Below are 16,690 nucleotides of genomic sequence, written 5' to 3'. Positions count from 1 at the left end.
CCTGTCGGGATGGTGTTGATATAAGGCGTACTGGCGGAAAACGGTAGATATTCACCATTCGCCCGAGCGAATTCGATCTGCTGCTGGATGAGAAAATGTGCGCGATCCATGCCAACGTGTTCGATGACACCGTCAAGAGCACCTAGCCATTCGGCAGTCTCTTGCGGATCATCATCATTCTGCGGGTCACGAACGTACGTCAACACATCATTCACGACTGCGGACATGCTCCCCCCTACACTAAGGAACGCTTTGTAACGGACAATGAAGGTTGATATTCGTGATTGGATAAGCGTTGCTTCTTTAGGTCTCCAGCTATTGAAAACCGCCCACACCATCAACCTGATGACGAGCATGGAAATGGGTTGGGCCCAGCCGGGGAAGCGGCGGAGTTGGCATTCGCCAAGTTATTCTCTTTCGCCTGTTATTACTGAATCGCTGTCTCGATGAGAGCAGCATAGGTTTGGCCGCAAGGCATATCCACTCTTCTAACGGATACGTCGCTGCAGCAATAGCGTTAGCTGCTCATACGGTCGTATAGCAGCGGTGGCCTGCCCCAAGAATTTCGGAAACTCTTCGGTTTGCGCCCGCCGGTTTGTACGAGGCAGGACGTCAATTCGCCTCGACATCCGCAAGGCAGACCATCGAATCAATCGGATATACAAGCGCATGATTTCGGCACGCCCTTTTGAAGGCAACGCCACCCGTTCGCACAGTGGTTTTCAGCGGCTGAACGGTCTACCTTGATTTCACGGCGAGCGTGATCATTTCGAGCGAGACGACCTAGAAGGCGTGCGGTGAATGCAAGGGAAACGGCAGATTCGAGCGCTTGTCCCGAAGGCATGCCGCGACGGGCTCCGCGTCGTACGAGAGTTCCACCAATGGCTGAACTAATTTGAGCGCCCCGCCAACGCCCGACACGCTTTCTGGCAACGATAGCAGCCGCCATGTCAATCCAAAGTTCAAGGGGTATCCCCAATCATGTTCAATATTCTCATCGTTCCGCTGGACGGCTCGCCCCAGAGTACCCACGTCATCGACCTGGTCAGCCGCGTCGCGGCGCCAGGTACGGCAACCGTACATCTTCTATGCGTAGTCGATCCATCCTACGCGTTGCCTCCCGGGTTCGAAAACGGTGTCGCGCCTGACGGCCTGATCTATCCGCCCGCACATGCGCAGACAGCATTCGCACAATCCGTCCTGGCTGCCGCAGCGCAACAGCTTGCCGACCGGGATCTAACGGTGGAGCAACACCTTTGCGCGGGATATCCCGCCGACGTTATCGTCGAACAAGCTCAGTTGCGGACCGCGGAGGTCATCGTGATGGGCCATCACCATTTGTCGCGCATACGCCGATGGGCCCACCCGTCGGCCTCCGGAGAAGTCATCGAACGGTCGCGCTGCGCGGTACTAATCGAAACGCGGGACGAAAGCTAATCCGATGAGCCGAGTTGGTGGTATTTGGGCGAGCTCGCATCAGAGCGATAAGCTCAAGAACACGGCCGGATTGCGAAATATCTTCACGACGAAGTCAACGCGATAGAGATCGCGAACGTGACGACCGACGACACCGTGCCCGCGAGGATGGACGTAGCGGCCTCGCTTCGATAAACACCCGCTTCGTTTGCAAACATCGCGGAAATGGTAGCCGAGGGCAACGCACATAGCAGAATCATCTGCTGAGCGAATTCGCCTTTGACTGAAAATAAAATGGTTGCTCCATACATCAATAGCGGCTGCGCTATGAGCTTGAGACCAAGATTGGCGATGACCTCCCGCGACATGGTGAGCTTCACAGCTGACATGATGACTCCGAGGCATAGCAACGACACGCCTGGCGTTGCCTTTCCTAACAGATCCAGAGCCGATGACAGAATAGCCGGAACCTTTATCCCCAACAGCGACAGCGCTATGCCAAGGGCAGGAGCCCACACGAGCGGCTTGGTAAGCATTTGTCTCAGGCTGCTCATGAAAGCAGCACCACCACTTACCCTTCCTTGCGTCAGAGTCAAAAGCATCGCGGTCAACGGGAGCATCAACAGCGCTGCGATGATATTCAGTACCAGGACGGAATAGATGCTTCCGGGCCGAACATGCTCAGGAGGATCGGGATTCCCATAAAGGCCGCGTCGGGGTAGGCACAAACAAGCGCCTTGATCGTTGCTGAGTCGAGTTTGCGAAGTTGCAACCAACCCAGTGCGAGAACGAGTAGGTACATGCCCATGATCCCTACAAACGTCGCTGCAACGAAATGGTAGTCAAGGATCTGTGCCCTAGGAGTGGTCGCCATTCCGATGAGGAGAAGCGAAGGAAATATCCACGTAAGAATAAGTCTGCTTATCAGAAGACTATCGGCATGACTGAGCCTCCGACGCTTTCCCGCGATGTAGCCCAAGGCGATAATCAACGCGACTGGAAGAAGCGGCCCAACGATTCGCTCGAACATGGATTCGCTTTACTGTAGTGGGCACATTCATCACCTGATCGACGATTTCATGTGCAGATTGATGATTGAGTAGCGGCGCAACATTGATCCTCCGCTTTACATATCATTTTTCAGTCTAGCATGCCGATCGAAAAACCTACTTTTGCATAACGGAAAATATCCACTCTATATTTTTCTACTCCCGCGAAGCTAAGCTGAATTTCCTCGAATAGATAATTAAATCCAGCCTATAGCCTATGAATCAGTCAAATTAGGATTTTCGTTCGTCAGGAAAGATTGCCTTTCCAACGTGAAAAAGATATTCGATCCAACAATTGTCTAGAATTCAAACAGGTGTAGGAGCCTAAAGATCTCTTCATATCGGCATCTACCCGCACCACGAGGTGGTCGAGGCCTCGAGCAATGCCTTGCCATTGCGAATTCCATCAGACAGAAAATCTTGTGACCGCGGTGAACAGCTGGGTGACTTGAAATGAAAATAGAAATGATTGAGACGTTTCCCCTACGTATTCCGTATACGGTTGACGGGAAGTCCGAGCCTGCGGCATGGGGAAGCGGAAATCTCAACGCCACTGACTCTCTTGTCGTGAAGGTAACGACGGACGACGGCATTATTGGCTGGGGAGAAACCTTTGGGTTTACCGCTATCCCTTCAGTGCGAGTGGCTGTCGACAAGATCGTCGGCCCCGAATATATCGGTCGTGACGCGTCCCAGCGTGAACTGGCGATGCTTGAGATTCAGAAAAAACTTCATGTATTCGGCCGTAGCGGCGCGTTGATGTACGCGATGTCGGCAATTGATATAGCACTCTGGGATATTGCAGGAAAGTCGATCGGGCAACCGGTCTATAAGCTGCTGGGTGGCAGTGCTCAGACACACTTGCCATGCTACGCAAGTTTGATTCGATACTCGGACCCCGAACTTGTCGCGCACAACGTAAAGCGTTCAATCGATGCTGGCTACGAACGCCTGAAGCTGCACGAGATTACGGTTGAAGCCGTGGCAGCAGCCAGAGAGGCGGCAGGTCAAGACGTGGAGATAATGCTGGACGTGAACTGTCCCTGGTCGGTACGGGAAGCAATAGACATGGCGGAGAAGTTTCGCCCCTTCAATCTGCGTTGGTTCGAAGAGCCGGTGTGGCCGCCAGAAAATTATTCGGGTCTCGCAATCGTGCGAAAGCAAGGGCGTATCCCTGTGGCCGCTGGGGAGAATGCCTCCACGTTGATGGATTTCCAGCATCTCCTCGAGGCTGATTCGGTTGACTTTATCCAGCCTAGTCCGGCGAAGATGGGCGGAATCACAGAACTGCAAAAGGTGTTTCCGCTGGCGGCAGCCCATAACGCGACCGTGATGGTACATACCTTCTACGACGGTCCCGGCCTGCTCGCGAGCGTTCATGCGAGTGCGGCGCTGGGTGGTGGAAAGTCGCTCATTGAGTGGCGTTCTTTTGACCTGATGGCGCAACTCTACGGCGACGCCATTATCCCGAAGGCAGGACACATTGCCGTGCCTCAGGGACCCGGACTTGGGCTGGAGCCGGATATGGACGTCATCCGCGACTATTCGATCGACCTGTGAGGTTCAAAGCTACCACTACGAGTCCGCGCCTCAACTACATCAATCTCGATCTGAGCGCAGCCCCTGCGCGCAATCGATGCACGTTGCCTTTCTGCGGTAACATCGTCACCACAACCCGGAGGCTCGAATGACGGCGAAACCACTTACGCTTGGGATCGATCACATCGGCTTGACCGTTCGCAATCTGAATCTCACTCGCGATTTTTTCATCAACTGTCTGGGATGGACGCAAATCGGCGAGAGACCGAGCTATCCAGCTGCATTCGTGTCTGACGGGCAGGTGATGCTGACGCTGTGGGAAGTGCAGAATCAATCGGGTCGGGTAGAGTTCGACCGCAAAACAAACGTGGGTCTGCACCACTTGGCATTGCGCGTCGGAAGCGAAACAGCGCTCGAGGACGTATTCTCGAAGGTGTCTAAATGGCCCGGCGTCGAAGTTCAATTTGCACCCGAACTCATGGGAGCCGGCCCAAAGCGGCACGCAATGATTTTTGAACCCGGCGGGATTCGGATTGAGTTTGACTTCGATCCTCGAACCCCTGCCGCTTGAGCACACGCTATTAGCCGGATCTCGCTGGACGATCCTCTTGCCGACCCGGCATGCAGCGCGGACGTTCAGTGAAACTCGGCGATCAAAAAGCATGACTCATCGCAAGCCTCTGGCTTCGAGGTTCCTGCTTGAAACGTGCCGTACAGCGGGTTCAGTGTGGTAAGCGGTCCGTGACTTTCGCCACGCCCGCGGCGGCACACACCTCATCCTTGTCACCGCCGGGCGCCCCGCCGACGCCGAGCGCGCCGACCATCTCTCCCCTCACCTTGAAGGCTACTGCCCCCGGCAACGCCATGACGTTGTGCACGGTTGCGAGTTGCGGCGCGTATGGGCTCGTCTTCATCAAATCGAAGAAGCCACTCGACCGGTCGAAGCCGAACTCCGGACCTAGCGTCACGACGGTGAACGCTTTACGCATGCTCGATTCAGCAGTGTGTACAGTGCTCCTGTCTCCGCGCAGTATCACTTGCGGTACGCCGTCCATATCGAGCACGGTAGCAGTCACCCAGTAATGCTTTGTTTCGCACACGCGAATCGCTTCTTTCGCGGCATCGAGAGCCACGTCGAGCGGCAATGTGTAGTGATAGCCCGGCGCCGGCGGCTCTTGCGCCTGAATTGCCGGTGATATTAACAATGCAACGCACAGCTGCCCGGTCAAACTAAAATTTTTCATGGTTATACCTCGCGGTGCCGCGGTAGACAGTTGCAACCGATCAGTAGGAGGCAGTAACGCGAACATCGACCCGTGCCTATGCAAGCTTCGCCGCGTCAGAGTACGTTTATACACTGCAATGTTCGAATACGGTGCGACCCGACGTCCTCAAGTAGCTGCGTGCGTCGCACGCCACCACCGGACCGAATTTCGTGCCTGTCTACGCTTCAACAATGATCACGTCGTAGTTCTCGTCTTCGAATGCGACGAGAAACTCTTCAGGCATCAGCCATGATTCGACGCTCACCGTCTTCGCGTCGGTGTCAACTTTGACCTTCGCGTCGCTATCGACGGTTCTCATCGCACGTTCGATTCCTGAAACATCGTCTGAGCGGATTTCATTTTCTATCGAGAATTTCATTTGCTACTCCTCCAGTCAAAAACGCTTGAATAAAGCAGAACCCATCGACACCTCAAGGAAACACTCCAATTGGTCGAGGCGCAACAGCAGGAAGCCTCGATTGTCTACAAACGAACCGTACTCGAAGCCTGGCGAGAGGTGAACGACGCTCTCATCGTCTATGACGCAAAACAGCGGCGGCGCGATTGCCCAACAACGATCGTTAGCCTGAACCAGCGCGCGCTGTCGATTGCGCAGCAACGGTCCCTTCGATCAAAGCGTCGGACGGCGCGACCATCCTTGCGGTACTCTTCTCTTCTCCGCGCGACGAGGCCTTCGCGAAAGCAGCTCTTCCCACATGCCCCGATACTTGCTCGCCGAGGGCGACCCGGGAAGGCAGCGCCCGCATCTTTGCCTTCAACGCAGCGAACGGAAGCTTACGCGAATCTCTTCCGAGAAAGCACGAGGCTGCTCCCAGGCCGCAAAGTGTCCACCTTCGGGAAGGCGGTTATAGTGAATCAGATTGGGATACGCCTTCGCCGCCCAGCTTTGCGGGGCAGCGTATATCTCATCCGGAAAGACGCTAACGGCAACCGGAATGACAACGTGCTTCGGGGCAAAGAAGTTGAGCTTGTTTTCCCAATACAAACGAGCCGAAGAAATTGCCGTGCTCGTGAGCCAATAGAGCGTCACGTTGTCGAGAACGTCGTCGCGCGAAAGCCCCTCGGTCTGACCGGCAAACACACGTGCGATAAGTGCCTGGCTGGCGGCGTCGTGATCGAGCATCCACGCGGCGAGGCCGACAGGTGAATCTTCAATTCCGTACAGCGTCTGCGGGCGGTTCGTCATTTCTTGTGCGTAACCGAGACCGTGCTTGTAGAAATAGTCGAGCTGATTGAACGCGTGCTTCTCGTCGGCTGAGAGGCCTGCAGGCGCCGGCTCGCCCAGCTTAAGTACCTCTGCAATATTGTCCGGTACGGTAGCCGGCATGTTGGTATGCATGCCCAGCAGTTCCGGCGGCGCCAGAAGGGACATTTGCTCCGTGACAGCATTTCCCCAATCGCCGCCTTGCGCGACATATCGCGTGTACCCGAGGCGCTTCATCAGTACGACCCATGCACGTGCGATGCGAGCAGGATCCCATCCAGTCGTTACCGGCTTGCCTGAGAACCCGTGACCCGGGAGAGACGGAATCACCACGTCGAAGGCATCCGATCCAGCCGCGCCATGTGCCGTCGGGTTTGTCAGCGGATCGATGATCTTCAACTGCTCAATAATCGAGCCGGGCCACCCGTGCGTGATGATGACCGGCAACGCATCTTTATGCTTCGAACGAACGTGAATGAAATGAATGTCGAGCCCATCGATCTCCGTGACGAACTGCGGCACGGCGTTCAATCTCGCTTCAACTTTGCGCCAGTCATAATCGGTCGCCCAATAACGCAAGAGGTTTTGCATCGTCGCGAGCTGAACGCCTTGCGATGCGTCAGTCACCGTCTCCCGCTCCGGCCACCTTGCCGCCTCAATACGCCTTTTCAGATCGACGAGCTGCGATTCCGGCGCATGTACACGAAGGGCGCGAATAGCGGCCTTGTCACCGTCTGTCGACTGTACGACCTCAGTGATGGATCGATTCGTTGCTGCGAACGCGAACTGACTCAATGAGCCCGTAACGGCGGCCGCTGCTGCCACACGAAGAAAGCGACGGCGCGACGATGTCGGGGGAAGGATGTCGTTTTGCATACAAGCTCCTATTTTCAATAAGTACGAGTCGGGGGGGAGCGATGAATGCCACAGCAACGCAATATCCCGGTTGGACGCTTTCACGATCGCTCAATTGAACAGTCCTTGCTGACGAACGGTAGGTGAGTCTCATATCGTTCCCACCGTGACAGACCACAAGCCGTAGTTCAGGTGGTTGAAGCGATTGTGCGGAAGCAAGCTCTCCGGGTAAACCGCCGGAGTAGAACAACTGTTGTGTCGCCCATGAATAAATCCGTTGTGCCCGGTTTTCTTCCTCCCAATCACAAGTGTTTGTCCAGCCCGAGTATTCAAACTCCAGGTCAAAAAGCCTAGATTGGGCCTCTACGCGAGCCGCAGGCCCAACCGGCAACAGATCCAACTCAATTGATTCGGAGGCTTTACATGAGCACGTCACACAAAGTCGTCGTCGTTACCGGCGCATCGCAAGGCATTGGCGCGGAAATCGTCAAGGCGTTCCGTGAGCTCGACTATCGCGTTGTCGCCACCGCTCGCGGCATCAAACCATCCGAGGATCCCAATGTCCTCACCGTTGCCGGCGACATCGCCGCCCCCGAAACCGCACGCGGGGTGATCAGCGAAGCCATGGTGCAATTCGGCCGTGTCGATACGCTCGTCAACAACGCCGGCATCTTCATCGCCAAGCCTTTTACCGCCTACACCGCGGAAGACTATGCAGCGGTCATTGGCGTGAACCTGAACGGCTTCTTCTACATCACCCAGCTCGCCATTGCAGAAATGGAAAAGCGTTTGAGCGGCCACGTCGTCAACATCACCACCACCCTCGCCGATTCCGCGATCGACGGCGTGCCGTCGGTACTCGCCTCGCTCACCAAGGGAGGCCTGAACGCAGCAACCAGGTCCCTTGCCATCGAATATGCAAAACGCGGCATCCGAGCGAATGCGGTCTCGCCTGGCATCATCAAGTCCCCGATGCATGCGCCGGAAACGCATGCGGCACTCGGCGCGCTCCACCCGCTTGGTCATATGGGCGAAATGAGCGATATCGTCAACGCGATCGTGTATCTGGATTCCGCGCCATTCGTTACCGGCGAGATCCTGCACGTCGACGGCGGCCAGAGCGCTGGGCACTAGGCGCAGCCACACACTACCAGGCAAACATCCCACGCGGCCGGCCGCCACCGCCTGATGGCGTCCGTGTCGTCAATCACGCAAGGAGAGCATCATGCCAATCGTCACGATTCAGGTGACCCGCGAGGGCGCCAAGCCGGGCGTCGACTCGGTCACAGCAGAGAAAAAGGCTGAGCTCATCAAGGGAGTCAGCTACCTGTTACTCGATGTGTTGAAAAAGCCGCTCGAAGCAACCTTCGTGGCTGTCCAGGAGGTGGAAACGGAGAACTGGGGCTGGGGCGGTCTGCCGACTGACCAATATGGCAAGCAGCGAGCCCTGAAATAGGGGTGTTCGCCCAGCGCGTGGCCCCGCGACGCCGTTACCAGTTCTACGCGCTGAGAGCCTCATTGAAACGAAGTAGCATTAATTTTCCTTCATCAACGCCATTGAAGCGATGAGCGCCATGGGCCGGCATAAGCGCCGGGGAGCGGCGCAGACGCCAACGGATCTTGCGTGACTGCGCAGATTCTGGACAGGCCTTCGCAAGGCGGCGCCTCATATCAGGCAGGTGGCCAGCGATGACCTGACAGACCGATCCCGGCGTCACTGCCCCACCGCTTCCAACGGCGAAGGTCGCCAATCGTAGTCTTCCCGATAGCCTTTTTCTGGCAAAAGCGTGGCTGCATCCTTGACGCCACATTGAGTCGACGATCTGAAAAACTGAGTGCAATAATCGACAAATGTCCTGAGCCTCGCGGGCAGCATCTCCCGATGCGAGTAGAACAGGCAGATCTCAACCTTGCTGTCGAATGTAGTGCACCGCGGCAAGATATGCGTAAGCTGGCACGCTTCGATATCTTCGCGCACCATGGATTCAGGCAATGCAGCGACGCCAGCCCCCAATAGCGCCGCCGTCCTGAGCAATATTTCATTCCCGTCCATCGACGACATTGGAGATACTGTTACGCGTGTTTCGCTCTCCAGCAGATCGACAACGTCTACACCTTTCTTCCGTAAACTCGCGTCCAACAGAAGAAAGTGATGGGTCAGGTCGGCGGCGCTTTGCGGAACACCGAACTGCTTCAGATAGGCGGGCGCTGCGACGAAAATGCGCTGTGACTTCGACAACGTCCGGCGAATCACTGCTGACTGCTCGACAAGGTGCGGCGGAAGAATTGCCATGTCAAATCTGCCGTCGTACAGGTTTGCGGCTCCCTCCTGGACGGAAACGATCAGGTTCACATTGGGAGCAATGGCGTGATAGCCCCGCACGAGACGTGAAAATGTTTCGCTCATCAGCATCGGGTGCACGATCAACCGCAGCTTTCCGCCGTCGACTTCACGCTCCCGCGTAATGCGCCGATTCGCCTCGTCGAGTTCCTCGAGCAGGCGGCAGCAACTGTGATAGTAGGTTTGTGCCGCCTCAGTCAAAGAAACAGACCTTGTTGTCCTGAGCAACAGCCTGGTCTGGATGCACTCTTCGAGCTTGGCGATCGCTTTCGATACTGACCCTGTGGTGACATTCAGCGATTCTGCAGCCTTGCTAAAGCTCTGATACCGTGCGGCAGCAACGAATGCACGTAACATGGAAAGCTGGTCCATCTCGCACCTCACTGGTCAATATAGAGTGAATATCCAGGTGCCATGATTCGTCTTTGACGACAAAATCTAAACAGCCGGGAAACGAATGCAGGGTAACCGCGAACGCGGCGTGGTGCCATCGTCCGATAAGGTGTAACGCACCGTGCGCTCGCGTGCGCATCTAATACGATCGGATGCGCGCATCCATTCAGTAGAATTGGACCTTCGAAAACTTTCGTGGTTGCAGGACGCCATCGCCCTTCATCATGGGCTAGCGAGGCGGGTTGGCACTCGGCGAAGGCGCGAATACAAGCCGCATATCGATTGGCGAAACGAAGAGCATCTACATCTGGCTTGTCTCCAGCGGTTCAATCGCGTTGAGGACCGATTCGAGGATCATCGCCCGAGCATTGACCGGTTCAGGTTTGGAGCGCTGCGGATGAAATATGCGGTCACCGCGCCTGATCCGTTGCCCGCTCAACGCGCATATACCTGATACCCTGGCCTTTGCGACCCGCCAGATCTGCGCGCCGTAGAAACAGCTCGTAGAATCGCGCCACGCAATCGTCACGGTTAGCGAGGTGGTTCGCTCAATCAGACTCAGGCGAGGCAACTGACTGGTGCTTGACGTGGCCCCACCGCCATAAAATGTCCCGCGCTTTACCACGGACATCCTATCGGTACCCGCATCTGGACATCGCAGTCCCGATGACAACAGCTGTATCGTCTGAGACCAAGGATCAACTCGGCTAATCAGCATGGCCCCGCTCCTTACGAATAGAACCGTGACGTTTCACTCTCGCCGAGCAGGACACCACGTTGGCACCAGCACTTTCAGCGCACCGAACGGATGCGTGTGACCCACCCGCATCCGGACGGCAGCTTGTGCGTCACGGCGAGATATCCGGTGTTCCACAGCGTCGCAGGTCGTTGGAATGGATGTACAAAACACTTCCATCGCTCAACCTCGTCATACGCTCGCACAAGTCGTTTCAGGTGCTGGCCATGCGTTCAAGGTGTCCGCGTCGCCGGTACCAGTACTGACCTTTTCAATCAGCAATCGACAGCTCGCAGTCTCGTCTTAATCGACACTGCCACATTGAACATGCCACCCGCCGTCATGGGGATATGCGGCAGAATTGATTCGATTTGGGCGACCGTCCCGCGGCTCTCCCTTTAGCTCTCTGCGATATTCGATGCAGCGGCCTGTCCACCTATCGGTTCTCGCGTCTGCGTATTTGCTCCAAGGACATGATAGGGCTACTCAGTTGAGGATAGAACGCGCGTTTAGGAAAAGGGTTCTTTCCGGGACAACACTTCCAGCATGGCCCCATATCCTTCGGTGCTTACATGCGCCCACGCCCAGCGTCGGCACCATCGGATTCTCGCGCGACGTGCCTACCTTCCAGACCCCGTTGGTTCGTTATGCGGCGAGGCGCATGAGCGTTTGTTGAACGCTGGCCGCCGATGTGTATCCCGAGCTGAGCAGCCCTATCTTTCCGTTCAGCTCTGCAAACAGCGAAGGGAAGCCTGACACACCCAGGCGCCGGGTCAGCGCGAAATCCTCACGAGTTACCCGCACCGCTTCCTCAGAAGACCAGACGGAGAGGAACGCATCGGCGTCGACATCAAACCCCACCGCCTTCAACGCCGACGCGCCAATCGCCGCCAGAACCTTAGCGTCGGTGGTATCCAGGCCATCAACATAGAAAGCCCGCTGGAATGCACCGAAGACCGTCAGCAGATTGGCCGAAGGCTCAATCAGACGTGCCGTAACCACAGCACGGCAAACTGGCTCAGTGTCATAGACAAAGTTCTTCCTCGCGAGCAACGCTTCACGATTGAATTGCGCACCGCTGAGTTGCTCGACGCGTGCCCAGTGACCCAAGCGGAACTGCTTACCCGCGTCGTCCAGAACCTGTGTGGAACCCGCGGCCAGGCCGCCCAGCACCACCTGCACTTCAAGGGTAGGCATCGCCTCTGCAATCGTTGTCATCTCCCGTTGGAAGCCATAACACCAGGAGCACATTGGATCGCCTACAAATATAAGTTTCATAACTAATTCCGCAAAATTTCTCTATTGCACAGGCCCATCTCGCCAGTCTTCAAGAAAACCGTGATATGCCTTCGGGTGACGTTCGCTGAGAGGATCATAGAGGTGAAGCGTGGCGCCACGAACCAGGCCAGGCTCAATTCACTTTTTACACCATGTAACCAAGACCAGCAGTATCGGGCGCCATCGCCACGTGATCGCGCATCATGACCAGCGAAGAGTTGAGGTGCGTAGAACCGCGAAATGAGACCAACCGTCAGTTCGTGTTCGCGGAACACGCGACCGCATCCCGAATCCGATCTCAAAGGAATGTCGTGGACTGCCGACTCTGGTTCGCCGAGAGGCGCTCGCATCTATCCATGCGATTTCATTAGAAATTCAAATCAGAGTAACGGTTCTTCCGCCGTGCGGACATGTATCGCCGCCAAAAACACTTGAAACGTCGAACCTCGAATTCAATGCGACGAAGCATCATATGGACACGGCCGAGGAATCCATGGACACGCAAGCTCAGACCCGACACTTTGAACCTACCAACGAGAGTGAATTGATTGCCTCGTCTCCGGGTCGCCCTTGCCGTCGCCTTACTCATCGATCGCTGCGTGCAAATACGTTTCCTGACGCGCTACGTGTATCGACCGGTAACCCGGCGCAGTTGATGCGGTTGCATCAGGTCCGATATAACGCAGCGTCGCAGGAGCCTTCACGATTTCCAGCATCTGCTCCAGCACATAATTCCGCGCACCCTGGTTTTTTGACTCTTCCTGACACCAGACGACGCACTTCAGATTAGGATAGCGCTCCAGCCCCGAACTGATTTGCTTTGCGGGGAACGGATACAACTGCTCAATGCGAATCAGCGCGATATTGTCCCTTTTAACCTTACGCTGACGCCCTAGAAGTTCGAAGTAGACTTTGCCCGAACACAGGATGACCCGGTCGACCCTGGACGCTGCTTCCGTCGTCGGCGGTTCGGCAAGAATTTCGTTGAATCGGCCTTTCGCAAGGTCCTCGAGGCTGCTGATAGCATCCGGGTGGCGCAGAAGGGATTTTGGCGTCATCACAATGAGTGGAACGCGATCGGGGAGCACTGCCTGCATCCGCAGCAGGTGAAAAATCTGCGCCGGTGTCGTGGGCTGAACAACCCTCATGTTGTCCTGCGCACAAAGTTGCAGGTAACGTTCGAGGCGTGCGGACGCGTGTTCCGGACCTTCCCCTTCCTGGCCGTGGGGAAGCAGCATTGTTACACCACTATGCTGCCCCCACTTTGCAGCGCCTGCCGACAGAAAATTGTCGATAACGACCTGCGCCCCGTTCGCAAAGTCGCCAAACTGCGCCTCCCATAATACGAGTGCGTTCTGTCGAACAATCGAGTATCCATACTCGAAGGCCAGGACCGCCGCCTCCGACAGAATCGAGTTAGTAAGCGCAAATCGGCCCTGGTCATCCGACACATTGTGCAGCGGGACGTACGTGCCTTCTCCGCGAATGGACCGCTTCTGATCGTGAATTACCGCGTGACGATGGCTGAACGTACCGCGTTCACTGTCCTGGCCGCTCAAACGCACGTCAATCCCCGCAGACAGAAGAGAGGCAAAGGCCAAATGCTCCGCCATACCCCAGTCCAGCGGACGCTTGCCTTCCGCCATCTCGCGGCGGGCGCTCATCACTTTCCCTACGAGCGGATGCAGTGAATACTGCTCGGGAACGCTTGTAATCTTGAATGCGAGTTTCCGAACGTGGTCCGGCAACGGTGGTGCGTAATAGATACGGCCAACGTTTCCATCGAGCACCTGCGGCCAGGTCACCTCTTCGCTCTTTGTATCGACCGGCTTCTTCTCTTCGTTGGCTTGCGCAGCGTCAAGATGCTCACGGTAATCGTGGACATATCTCTCCACGTCTTCCGTCGTCACGACCCGTTCGTCCACGAGCTTCTTCGCGTAGAGCGTGCGGACACCCGGATGACCTGCAATGGAGCGATACATCAACGGTTGGGTGATGTTCGGCGTGTCCTGTTCCTGGTGACCATGACGGCGGAAGCAGACCAGATCGATAACGACGCTCTTCCTGAACATCACGCGAAAATCGATAGCGAGGCGCGTCGCCGCAACAACCGCCTCAGGGTCATCGCCGTTCACGTGCAGGATCGGCGCCTCGATCATCTTGGCGATGTCGGTGCAATAGAACGACGACCGGACATCGCGCGGATCGGACGTGGTGAAGCCGACCTGGTTATTCACCACCACATGGATCGTGCCGCCGGTGCCGTAGCCTCTGGTATTCGACAGGTTCATCGTCTCCATGACGATACCTTGCCCCGAAATCGCGGCGTCCCCGTGAATCTCCACTGGCAGGACCGCAGCCGCGCCTTGCCCCAATACTTCGGCGCGCGCGCGAGCGATCCCTTGAATAACCGGGTTTACAATTTCGAGGTGCGAAGGGTTGAACGCGAGTGTGACTTCCGCTGGCCCGGTTGCAGTCGGGAGCAGGCCGGTAAAGCCCTTGTGATATTTGACGTCACCCGCCGGCAGAAGATGCGCGGTTTTTCCGTCGAACTCGTCGAACAACGCAGCCGGCGGCTTTCCGACAATATTGACGAGAACGTTCAGTCGCCCACGGTGGGCCATGCTGAGAATCGAGCTCTTGATGCCCTTGGTGGCGCCGTATGCAACCAGCTCATCCAGCAGCACGATGAGCGACTCGCCACCCTCGAGCGAAAAGCGTTTCTGACCGACGTAGCGGGCATGGAGGTATTTTTCAAGGCCCTCGGCCGCTGTCAACCGTTCGAGGATGTGCAGCTTGTCACCGGTGTCCAGGGTCGCCTTCGTACGCGAAGATTCGAGACGCATTTGCCACCAGCCTCGCTGATCGGGATCGGCAAGATGCATGAACTCGCCGCCCAGCGTCCCGCAATACGTTTCTGTCAGCGCCTGCACCAGATCGCCGAGCGTCGCGTCGTCGTCGGAAAAGTAAGTGCCCGACGTGCTGAACTTCGTATTCATGTCCGCGTGGGACAGATCGTAGTAACTCGGGTTTAATTCAGGCACCGGCACCGGCACGGCCCAACGTAGCGGATCCAGATGAGCATTGCGGGTGCCAACCATGCGATAGGCTGAAACCAGGGCCTGCACGGCGACCTGCTTCCGGGCGAAACGGAGCACGTCGCCCTCCGAGGGTCCTCGGGTTCGCGCCTGCCGGGCCAACTCGATAAAGCGCGACACGACGGGCGCGTGCGCGACATCACCCGAGTCTGATCCATCAGCCGCCGGCACTTCCTGCAACGCGTCGAAATAGCCACGCCATTCCTCCGACACCGTGTTCACGTCGGCAAGGTATGCCTCGTATTGCTCCTCGACATAAGGAGCATTGCCTCCAAACAGGAAGGAGGTACTCCGACTCCGCATCATCATGATGACCCTGTCCTCAGTCGGGCACATACCCGGTATCCGCCACGAATTTACCCAAGGCAATACCGGTCATCGCCCTGGTCAATCCAACACACCCGCGTGTACTCCACAACAAAGACCCGAATGAGCAAGTGGACTGTGTCCCGGGATGGGCGACTCCTGTGCAAGATCGGACGGCCGTCCCCTTTTGACGCGTGCGCGGGCCGCAGAGCCCCCACCGAAATGAAACTAGGCCTGCAGGAGCTTGATCAGTTCCCTCGCAGCCGGGCCAGATGAGGCAGGGTTCTGACCTGTGATCAGCCGCCCGTCGACGATCGTATAAATCGACCAGTCGGGACCTTTTTCATAGAGACCGCCTAGCCGCTTCAGTTCGTCCTCTACGAGGAACGGCACGACCGTAGTAAGTTGCACGGCTTCCTCCTCGCTATTGCTAAAGCCCGTGACGCGCTTTTCCTTGACGATGGGCTGCCCCTGATAGGTGACGTTTTTAAAGACGGCGGGAGCGTGACAGACGGCGGCCACTGGCTTGCCGGCGTTATAAAACTCCTCGATCAGAGCGATCGATTTCTTGTCGCCAACCAGATCCCACAACGGGCCGTGGCCACCAGGATAGAAGATCGCATCATAGCTGTCCGATGTTACTTCGGAAAGCTTGACGGTATTGGCGAGGACCTTCTGGTTTGCAGGGTCTTTCTTGAAGCGTTCCATCGAGTCGGTCTGGTTGCCCGGCTCGTCGCTTTTTGGATCGATCGGAGGCTGACCGCCTTTGACCGAAGCCACGGTGACCTCTGCACCGGCATCTATGAAGGCATAGTAGGGAGCCGTGAACTCCTCAAGCCAAAAACCCGTCGGCTTGCCGGTGTTTCCAAGCACGTTGTGCGAAGTCAAAACCATCAGAATCTTCATTTTCAGTCTCCGTTCGGTGAGACGAATGCCTGTGAGGGTATGGCTGGGGCACGTTCTAAAAAGATGTCCTCGCCCGGTTATGACGATAGCGGCCTTCACTCAATAAATCGTTTGAGCAGGCGTAATGAACCCTACTTCGAATAGCGTCGGCAGACCATACATCCAAGGGATGCCGGGCAGCCGCACTTCGGTTGCGAAACCCATACCAAGGTGTGGAAGATGCCGCGCGTCCGGACGCTTTCGCTCCTGTATGACGAGGACAGGCCACTGGTATTGACGTCCA

General features: G+C 56.5%; 15 protein-coding genes and 2 pseudogenes. 6 read left to right on the top strand and 11 right to left on the bottom strand.

The features are described 5' to 3' along the window. Positions 1-53: 53 nt before the first annotated feature. Positions 54-227 (bottom strand): annotated as a pseudogene (locus BLW71_RS43000) (pyruvate dehydrogenase E1 component-related protein); the annotation flags it as partial. 754 nt (positions 228-981) lie between these two features. Between BLW71_RS43000 and BLW71_RS34930 the strand changes: the two are divergent. Then, entirely contained in the window at positions 982-1,437 is a 456-nt protein-coding gene (locus tag BLW71_RS34930; protein ID WP_091807826.1) for a universal stress protein, read from the top strand. Between the two features lie 83 nt (positions 1,438-1,520). On the opposite strand, the gene BLW71_RS42475 is transcribed toward BLW71_RS34930, so the two are convergent. Both BLW71_RS42475 and BLW71_RS42470 read right to left on the bottom strand, forming a co-directional pair. Beyond that, positions 1,521-1,970, bottom strand: coding sequence for an AEC family transporter (locus tag BLW71_RS42475; RefSeq protein WP_286162190.1), 450 nt, complete (start codon positions 1,968-1,970; stop codon positions 1,521-1,523). Positions 1,971-2,056: 86 nt separating this feature from the next. After that, positions 2,057-2,446: an AEC family transporter gene (locus tag BLW71_RS42470; RefSeq protein WP_286162189.1), complete on the bottom strand. Its 390-nt coding sequence runs from the start codon at positions 2,444-2,446 to the stop codon at positions 2,057-2,059. A gap of 472 nt (positions 2,447-2,918) precedes the next feature. On the opposite strand from BLW71_RS42470, the gene BLW71_RS34920 reads away from it, so the two are divergent. Together BLW71_RS34920 and BLW71_RS34915 are read left to right on the top strand one after the other, a co-directional pair. After that, positions 2,919-4,025: a mandelate racemase/muconate lactonizing enzyme family protein gene (locus BLW71_RS34920; RefSeq protein WP_091807824.1), complete on the top strand. Its 1,107-nt coding sequence runs from the start codon at positions 2,919-2,921 to the stop codon at positions 4,023-4,025. A 127-nt stretch (positions 4,026-4,152) separates the two neighbouring features. Next, on the top strand, positions 4,153-4,575 hold the full coding sequence (locus BLW71_RS34915; RefSeq protein WP_091807822.1) for a VOC family protein: 423 nt from the start codon (positions 4,153-4,155) through the stop codon (positions 4,573-4,575). 151 nt (positions 4,576-4,726) lie between these two features. Here the strand turns inward: BLW71_RS34915 and BLW71_RS34910 are convergent, their stop codons facing one another. Both BLW71_RS34910 and BLW71_RS34905 read right to left on the bottom strand, forming a co-directional pair. Further along, positions 4,727-5,314 carry a GlcG/HbpS family heme-binding protein gene (locus BLW71_RS34910; RefSeq protein WP_286162188.1) on the bottom strand — a complete coding sequence of 196 codons (588 nt, stop codon included), beginning with the start codon at positions 5,312-5,314 and terminating at the stop codon, positions 4,727-4,729. A gap of 133 nt (positions 5,315-5,447) precedes the next feature. Next, positions 5,448-5,648 (bottom strand): hypothetical protein, encoded by a 201-nt coding sequence (locus BLW71_RS34905; RefSeq protein ID WP_091807818.1) that lies wholly within the window; start codon positions 5,646-5,648, stop codon positions 5,448-5,450. A gap of 51 nt (positions 5,649-5,699) precedes the next feature. Between BLW71_RS34905 and BLW71_RS42465 the strand changes: the two are divergent. After that, positions 5,700-5,891 (top strand): annotated as a pseudogene (locus BLW71_RS42465) (efflux transporter outer membrane subunit); the annotation flags it as partial. 153 nt (positions 5,892-6,044) lie between these two features. Here the strand turns inward: BLW71_RS42465 and BLW71_RS34895 are convergent. Next, positions 6,045-7,370, bottom strand: coding sequence for an epoxide hydrolase family protein (locus tag BLW71_RS34895; protein ID WP_091807816.1), 1,326 nt, complete (start codon positions 7,368-7,370; stop codon positions 6,045-6,047). A 402-nt stretch (positions 7,371-7,772) separates the two neighbouring features. Here BLW71_RS34895 and BLW71_RS34890 point away from each other — a divergent pair, with 402 nt between their 5' ends. Both BLW71_RS34890 and BLW71_RS34885 read left to right on the top strand, forming a co-directional pair. Beyond that, positions 7,773-8,483, top strand: coding sequence for an SDR family NAD(P)-dependent oxidoreductase (locus BLW71_RS34890; protein ID WP_091807814.1), 711 nt, complete (start codon positions 7,773-7,775; stop codon positions 8,481-8,483). 91 nt (positions 8,484-8,574) lie between these two features. After that, positions 8,575-8,805, top strand: a complete 231-nt coding sequence (locus BLW71_RS34885; RefSeq protein WP_091807811.1) for a tautomerase family protein — start codon at positions 8,575-8,577, stop codon at positions 8,803-8,805. 258 nt (positions 8,806-9,063) lie between these two features. Here BLW71_RS34885 and BLW71_RS34880 read toward each other — a convergent pair whose 3' ends face one another. From BLW71_RS34880 to BLW71_RS34860, 5 genes are all read right to left on the bottom strand, one after another. Next, complete coding sequence (locus BLW71_RS34880; RefSeq protein WP_091807809.1) at positions 9,064-10,062, bottom strand: LysR family transcriptional regulator; 999 nt, start codon at positions 10,060-10,062, stop codon at positions 9,064-9,066. 322 nt (positions 10,063-10,384) lie between these two features. Continuing rightward, positions 10,385-10,714, bottom strand: a complete 330-nt coding sequence (locus BLW71_RS34875) for a DUF3331 domain-containing protein (RefSeq protein WP_286162234.1) — start codon at positions 10,712-10,714, stop codon at positions 10,385-10,387. Between the two features lie 750 nt (positions 10,715-11,464). Beyond that, positions 11,465-12,097 (bottom strand): DsbA family protein, encoded by a 633-nt coding sequence (locus BLW71_RS34870; RefSeq protein ID WP_091807805.1) that lies wholly within the window; start codon positions 12,095-12,097, stop codon positions 11,465-11,467. A 581-nt stretch (positions 12,098-12,678) separates the two neighbouring features. After that, on the bottom strand, positions 12,679-15,504 hold the full coding sequence (locus BLW71_RS34865) for a 2-oxoglutarate dehydrogenase E1 component (RefSeq protein ID WP_091807803.1): 2,826 nt from the start codon (positions 15,502-15,504) through the stop codon (positions 12,679-12,681). 225 nt (positions 15,505-15,729) lie between these two features. Beyond that, complete coding sequence (locus tag BLW71_RS34860) at positions 15,730-16,407, bottom strand: type 1 glutamine amidotransferase domain-containing protein (RefSeq protein WP_091807801.1); 678 nt, start codon at positions 16,405-16,407, stop codon at positions 15,730-15,732. Positions 16,408-16,690: the final 283 nt, after the last annotated feature.

It is taken from the genome of Burkholderia sp. WP9 (assembly GCF_900104795.1).
In the GTDB taxonomy this organism is placed as follows: domain Bacteria; phylum Pseudomonadota; class Gammaproteobacteria; order Burkholderiales; family Burkholderiaceae; genus Paraburkholderia.
This window is presented reverse-complemented; position numbering and strand designations above follow the sequence as displayed.

Coding starts and splice junctions, on each gene's coding strand:
- BLW71_RS34930 (WP_091807826.1), top strand. CDS start 982: ATGTTCAATATTCTCATCGTTCCGCTGGACGGCTCGCCCCAGAGTACC.
- BLW71_RS42475 (WP_286162190.1), bottom strand. CDS start 1,970: ATGAGCAGCCTGAGACAAATGCTTACCAAGCCGCTCGTGTGGGCTCCT.
- BLW71_RS42470 (WP_286162189.1), bottom strand. CDS start 2,446: ATGTTCGAGCGAATCGTTGGGCCGCTTCTTCCAGTCGCGTTGATTATC.
- BLW71_RS34920 (WP_091807824.1), top strand. CDS start 2,919: ATGAAAATAGAAATGATTGAGACGTTTCCCCTACGTATTCCGTATACG.
- BLW71_RS34915 (WP_091807822.1), top strand. CDS start 4,153: ATGACGGCGAAACCACTTACGCTTGGGATCGATCACATCGGCTTGACC.
- BLW71_RS34910 (WP_286162188.1), bottom strand. CDS start 5,314: ATGTTCGCGTTACTGCCTCCTACTGATCGGTTGCAACTGTCTACCGCG.
- BLW71_RS34905 (WP_091807818.1), bottom strand. CDS start 5,648: ATGAAATTCTCGATAGAAAATGAAATCCGCTCAGACGATGTTTCAGGA.
- BLW71_RS34895 (WP_091807816.1), bottom strand. CDS start 7,370: ATGCAAAACGACATCCTTCCCCCGACATCGTCGCGCCGTCGCTTTCTT.
- BLW71_RS34890 (WP_091807814.1), top strand. CDS start 7,773: ATGAGCACGTCACACAAAGTCGTCGTCGTTACCGGCGCATCGCAAGGC.
- BLW71_RS34885 (WP_091807811.1), top strand. CDS start 8,575: ATGCCAATCGTCACGATTCAGGTGACCCGCGAGGGCGCCAAGCCGGGC.
- BLW71_RS34880 (WP_091807809.1), bottom strand. CDS start 10,062: ATGGACCAGCTTTCCATGTTACGTGCATTCGTTGCTGCCGCACGGTAT.
- BLW71_RS34875 (WP_286162234.1), bottom strand. CDS start 10,714: ATGTCCGTGGTAAAGCGCGGGACATTTTATGGCGGTGGGGCCACGTCA.
- BLW71_RS34870 (WP_091807805.1), bottom strand. CDS start 12,097: ATGAAACTTATATTTGTAGGCGATCCAATGTGCTCCTGGTGTTATGGC.
- BLW71_RS34865 (WP_091807803.1), bottom strand. CDS start 15,504: ATGATGATGCGGAGTCGGAGTACCTCCTTCCTGTTTGGAGGCAATGCT.
- BLW71_RS34860 (WP_091807801.1), bottom strand. CDS start 16,407: ATGAAGATTCTGATGGTTTTGACTTCGCACAACGTGCTTGGAAACACC.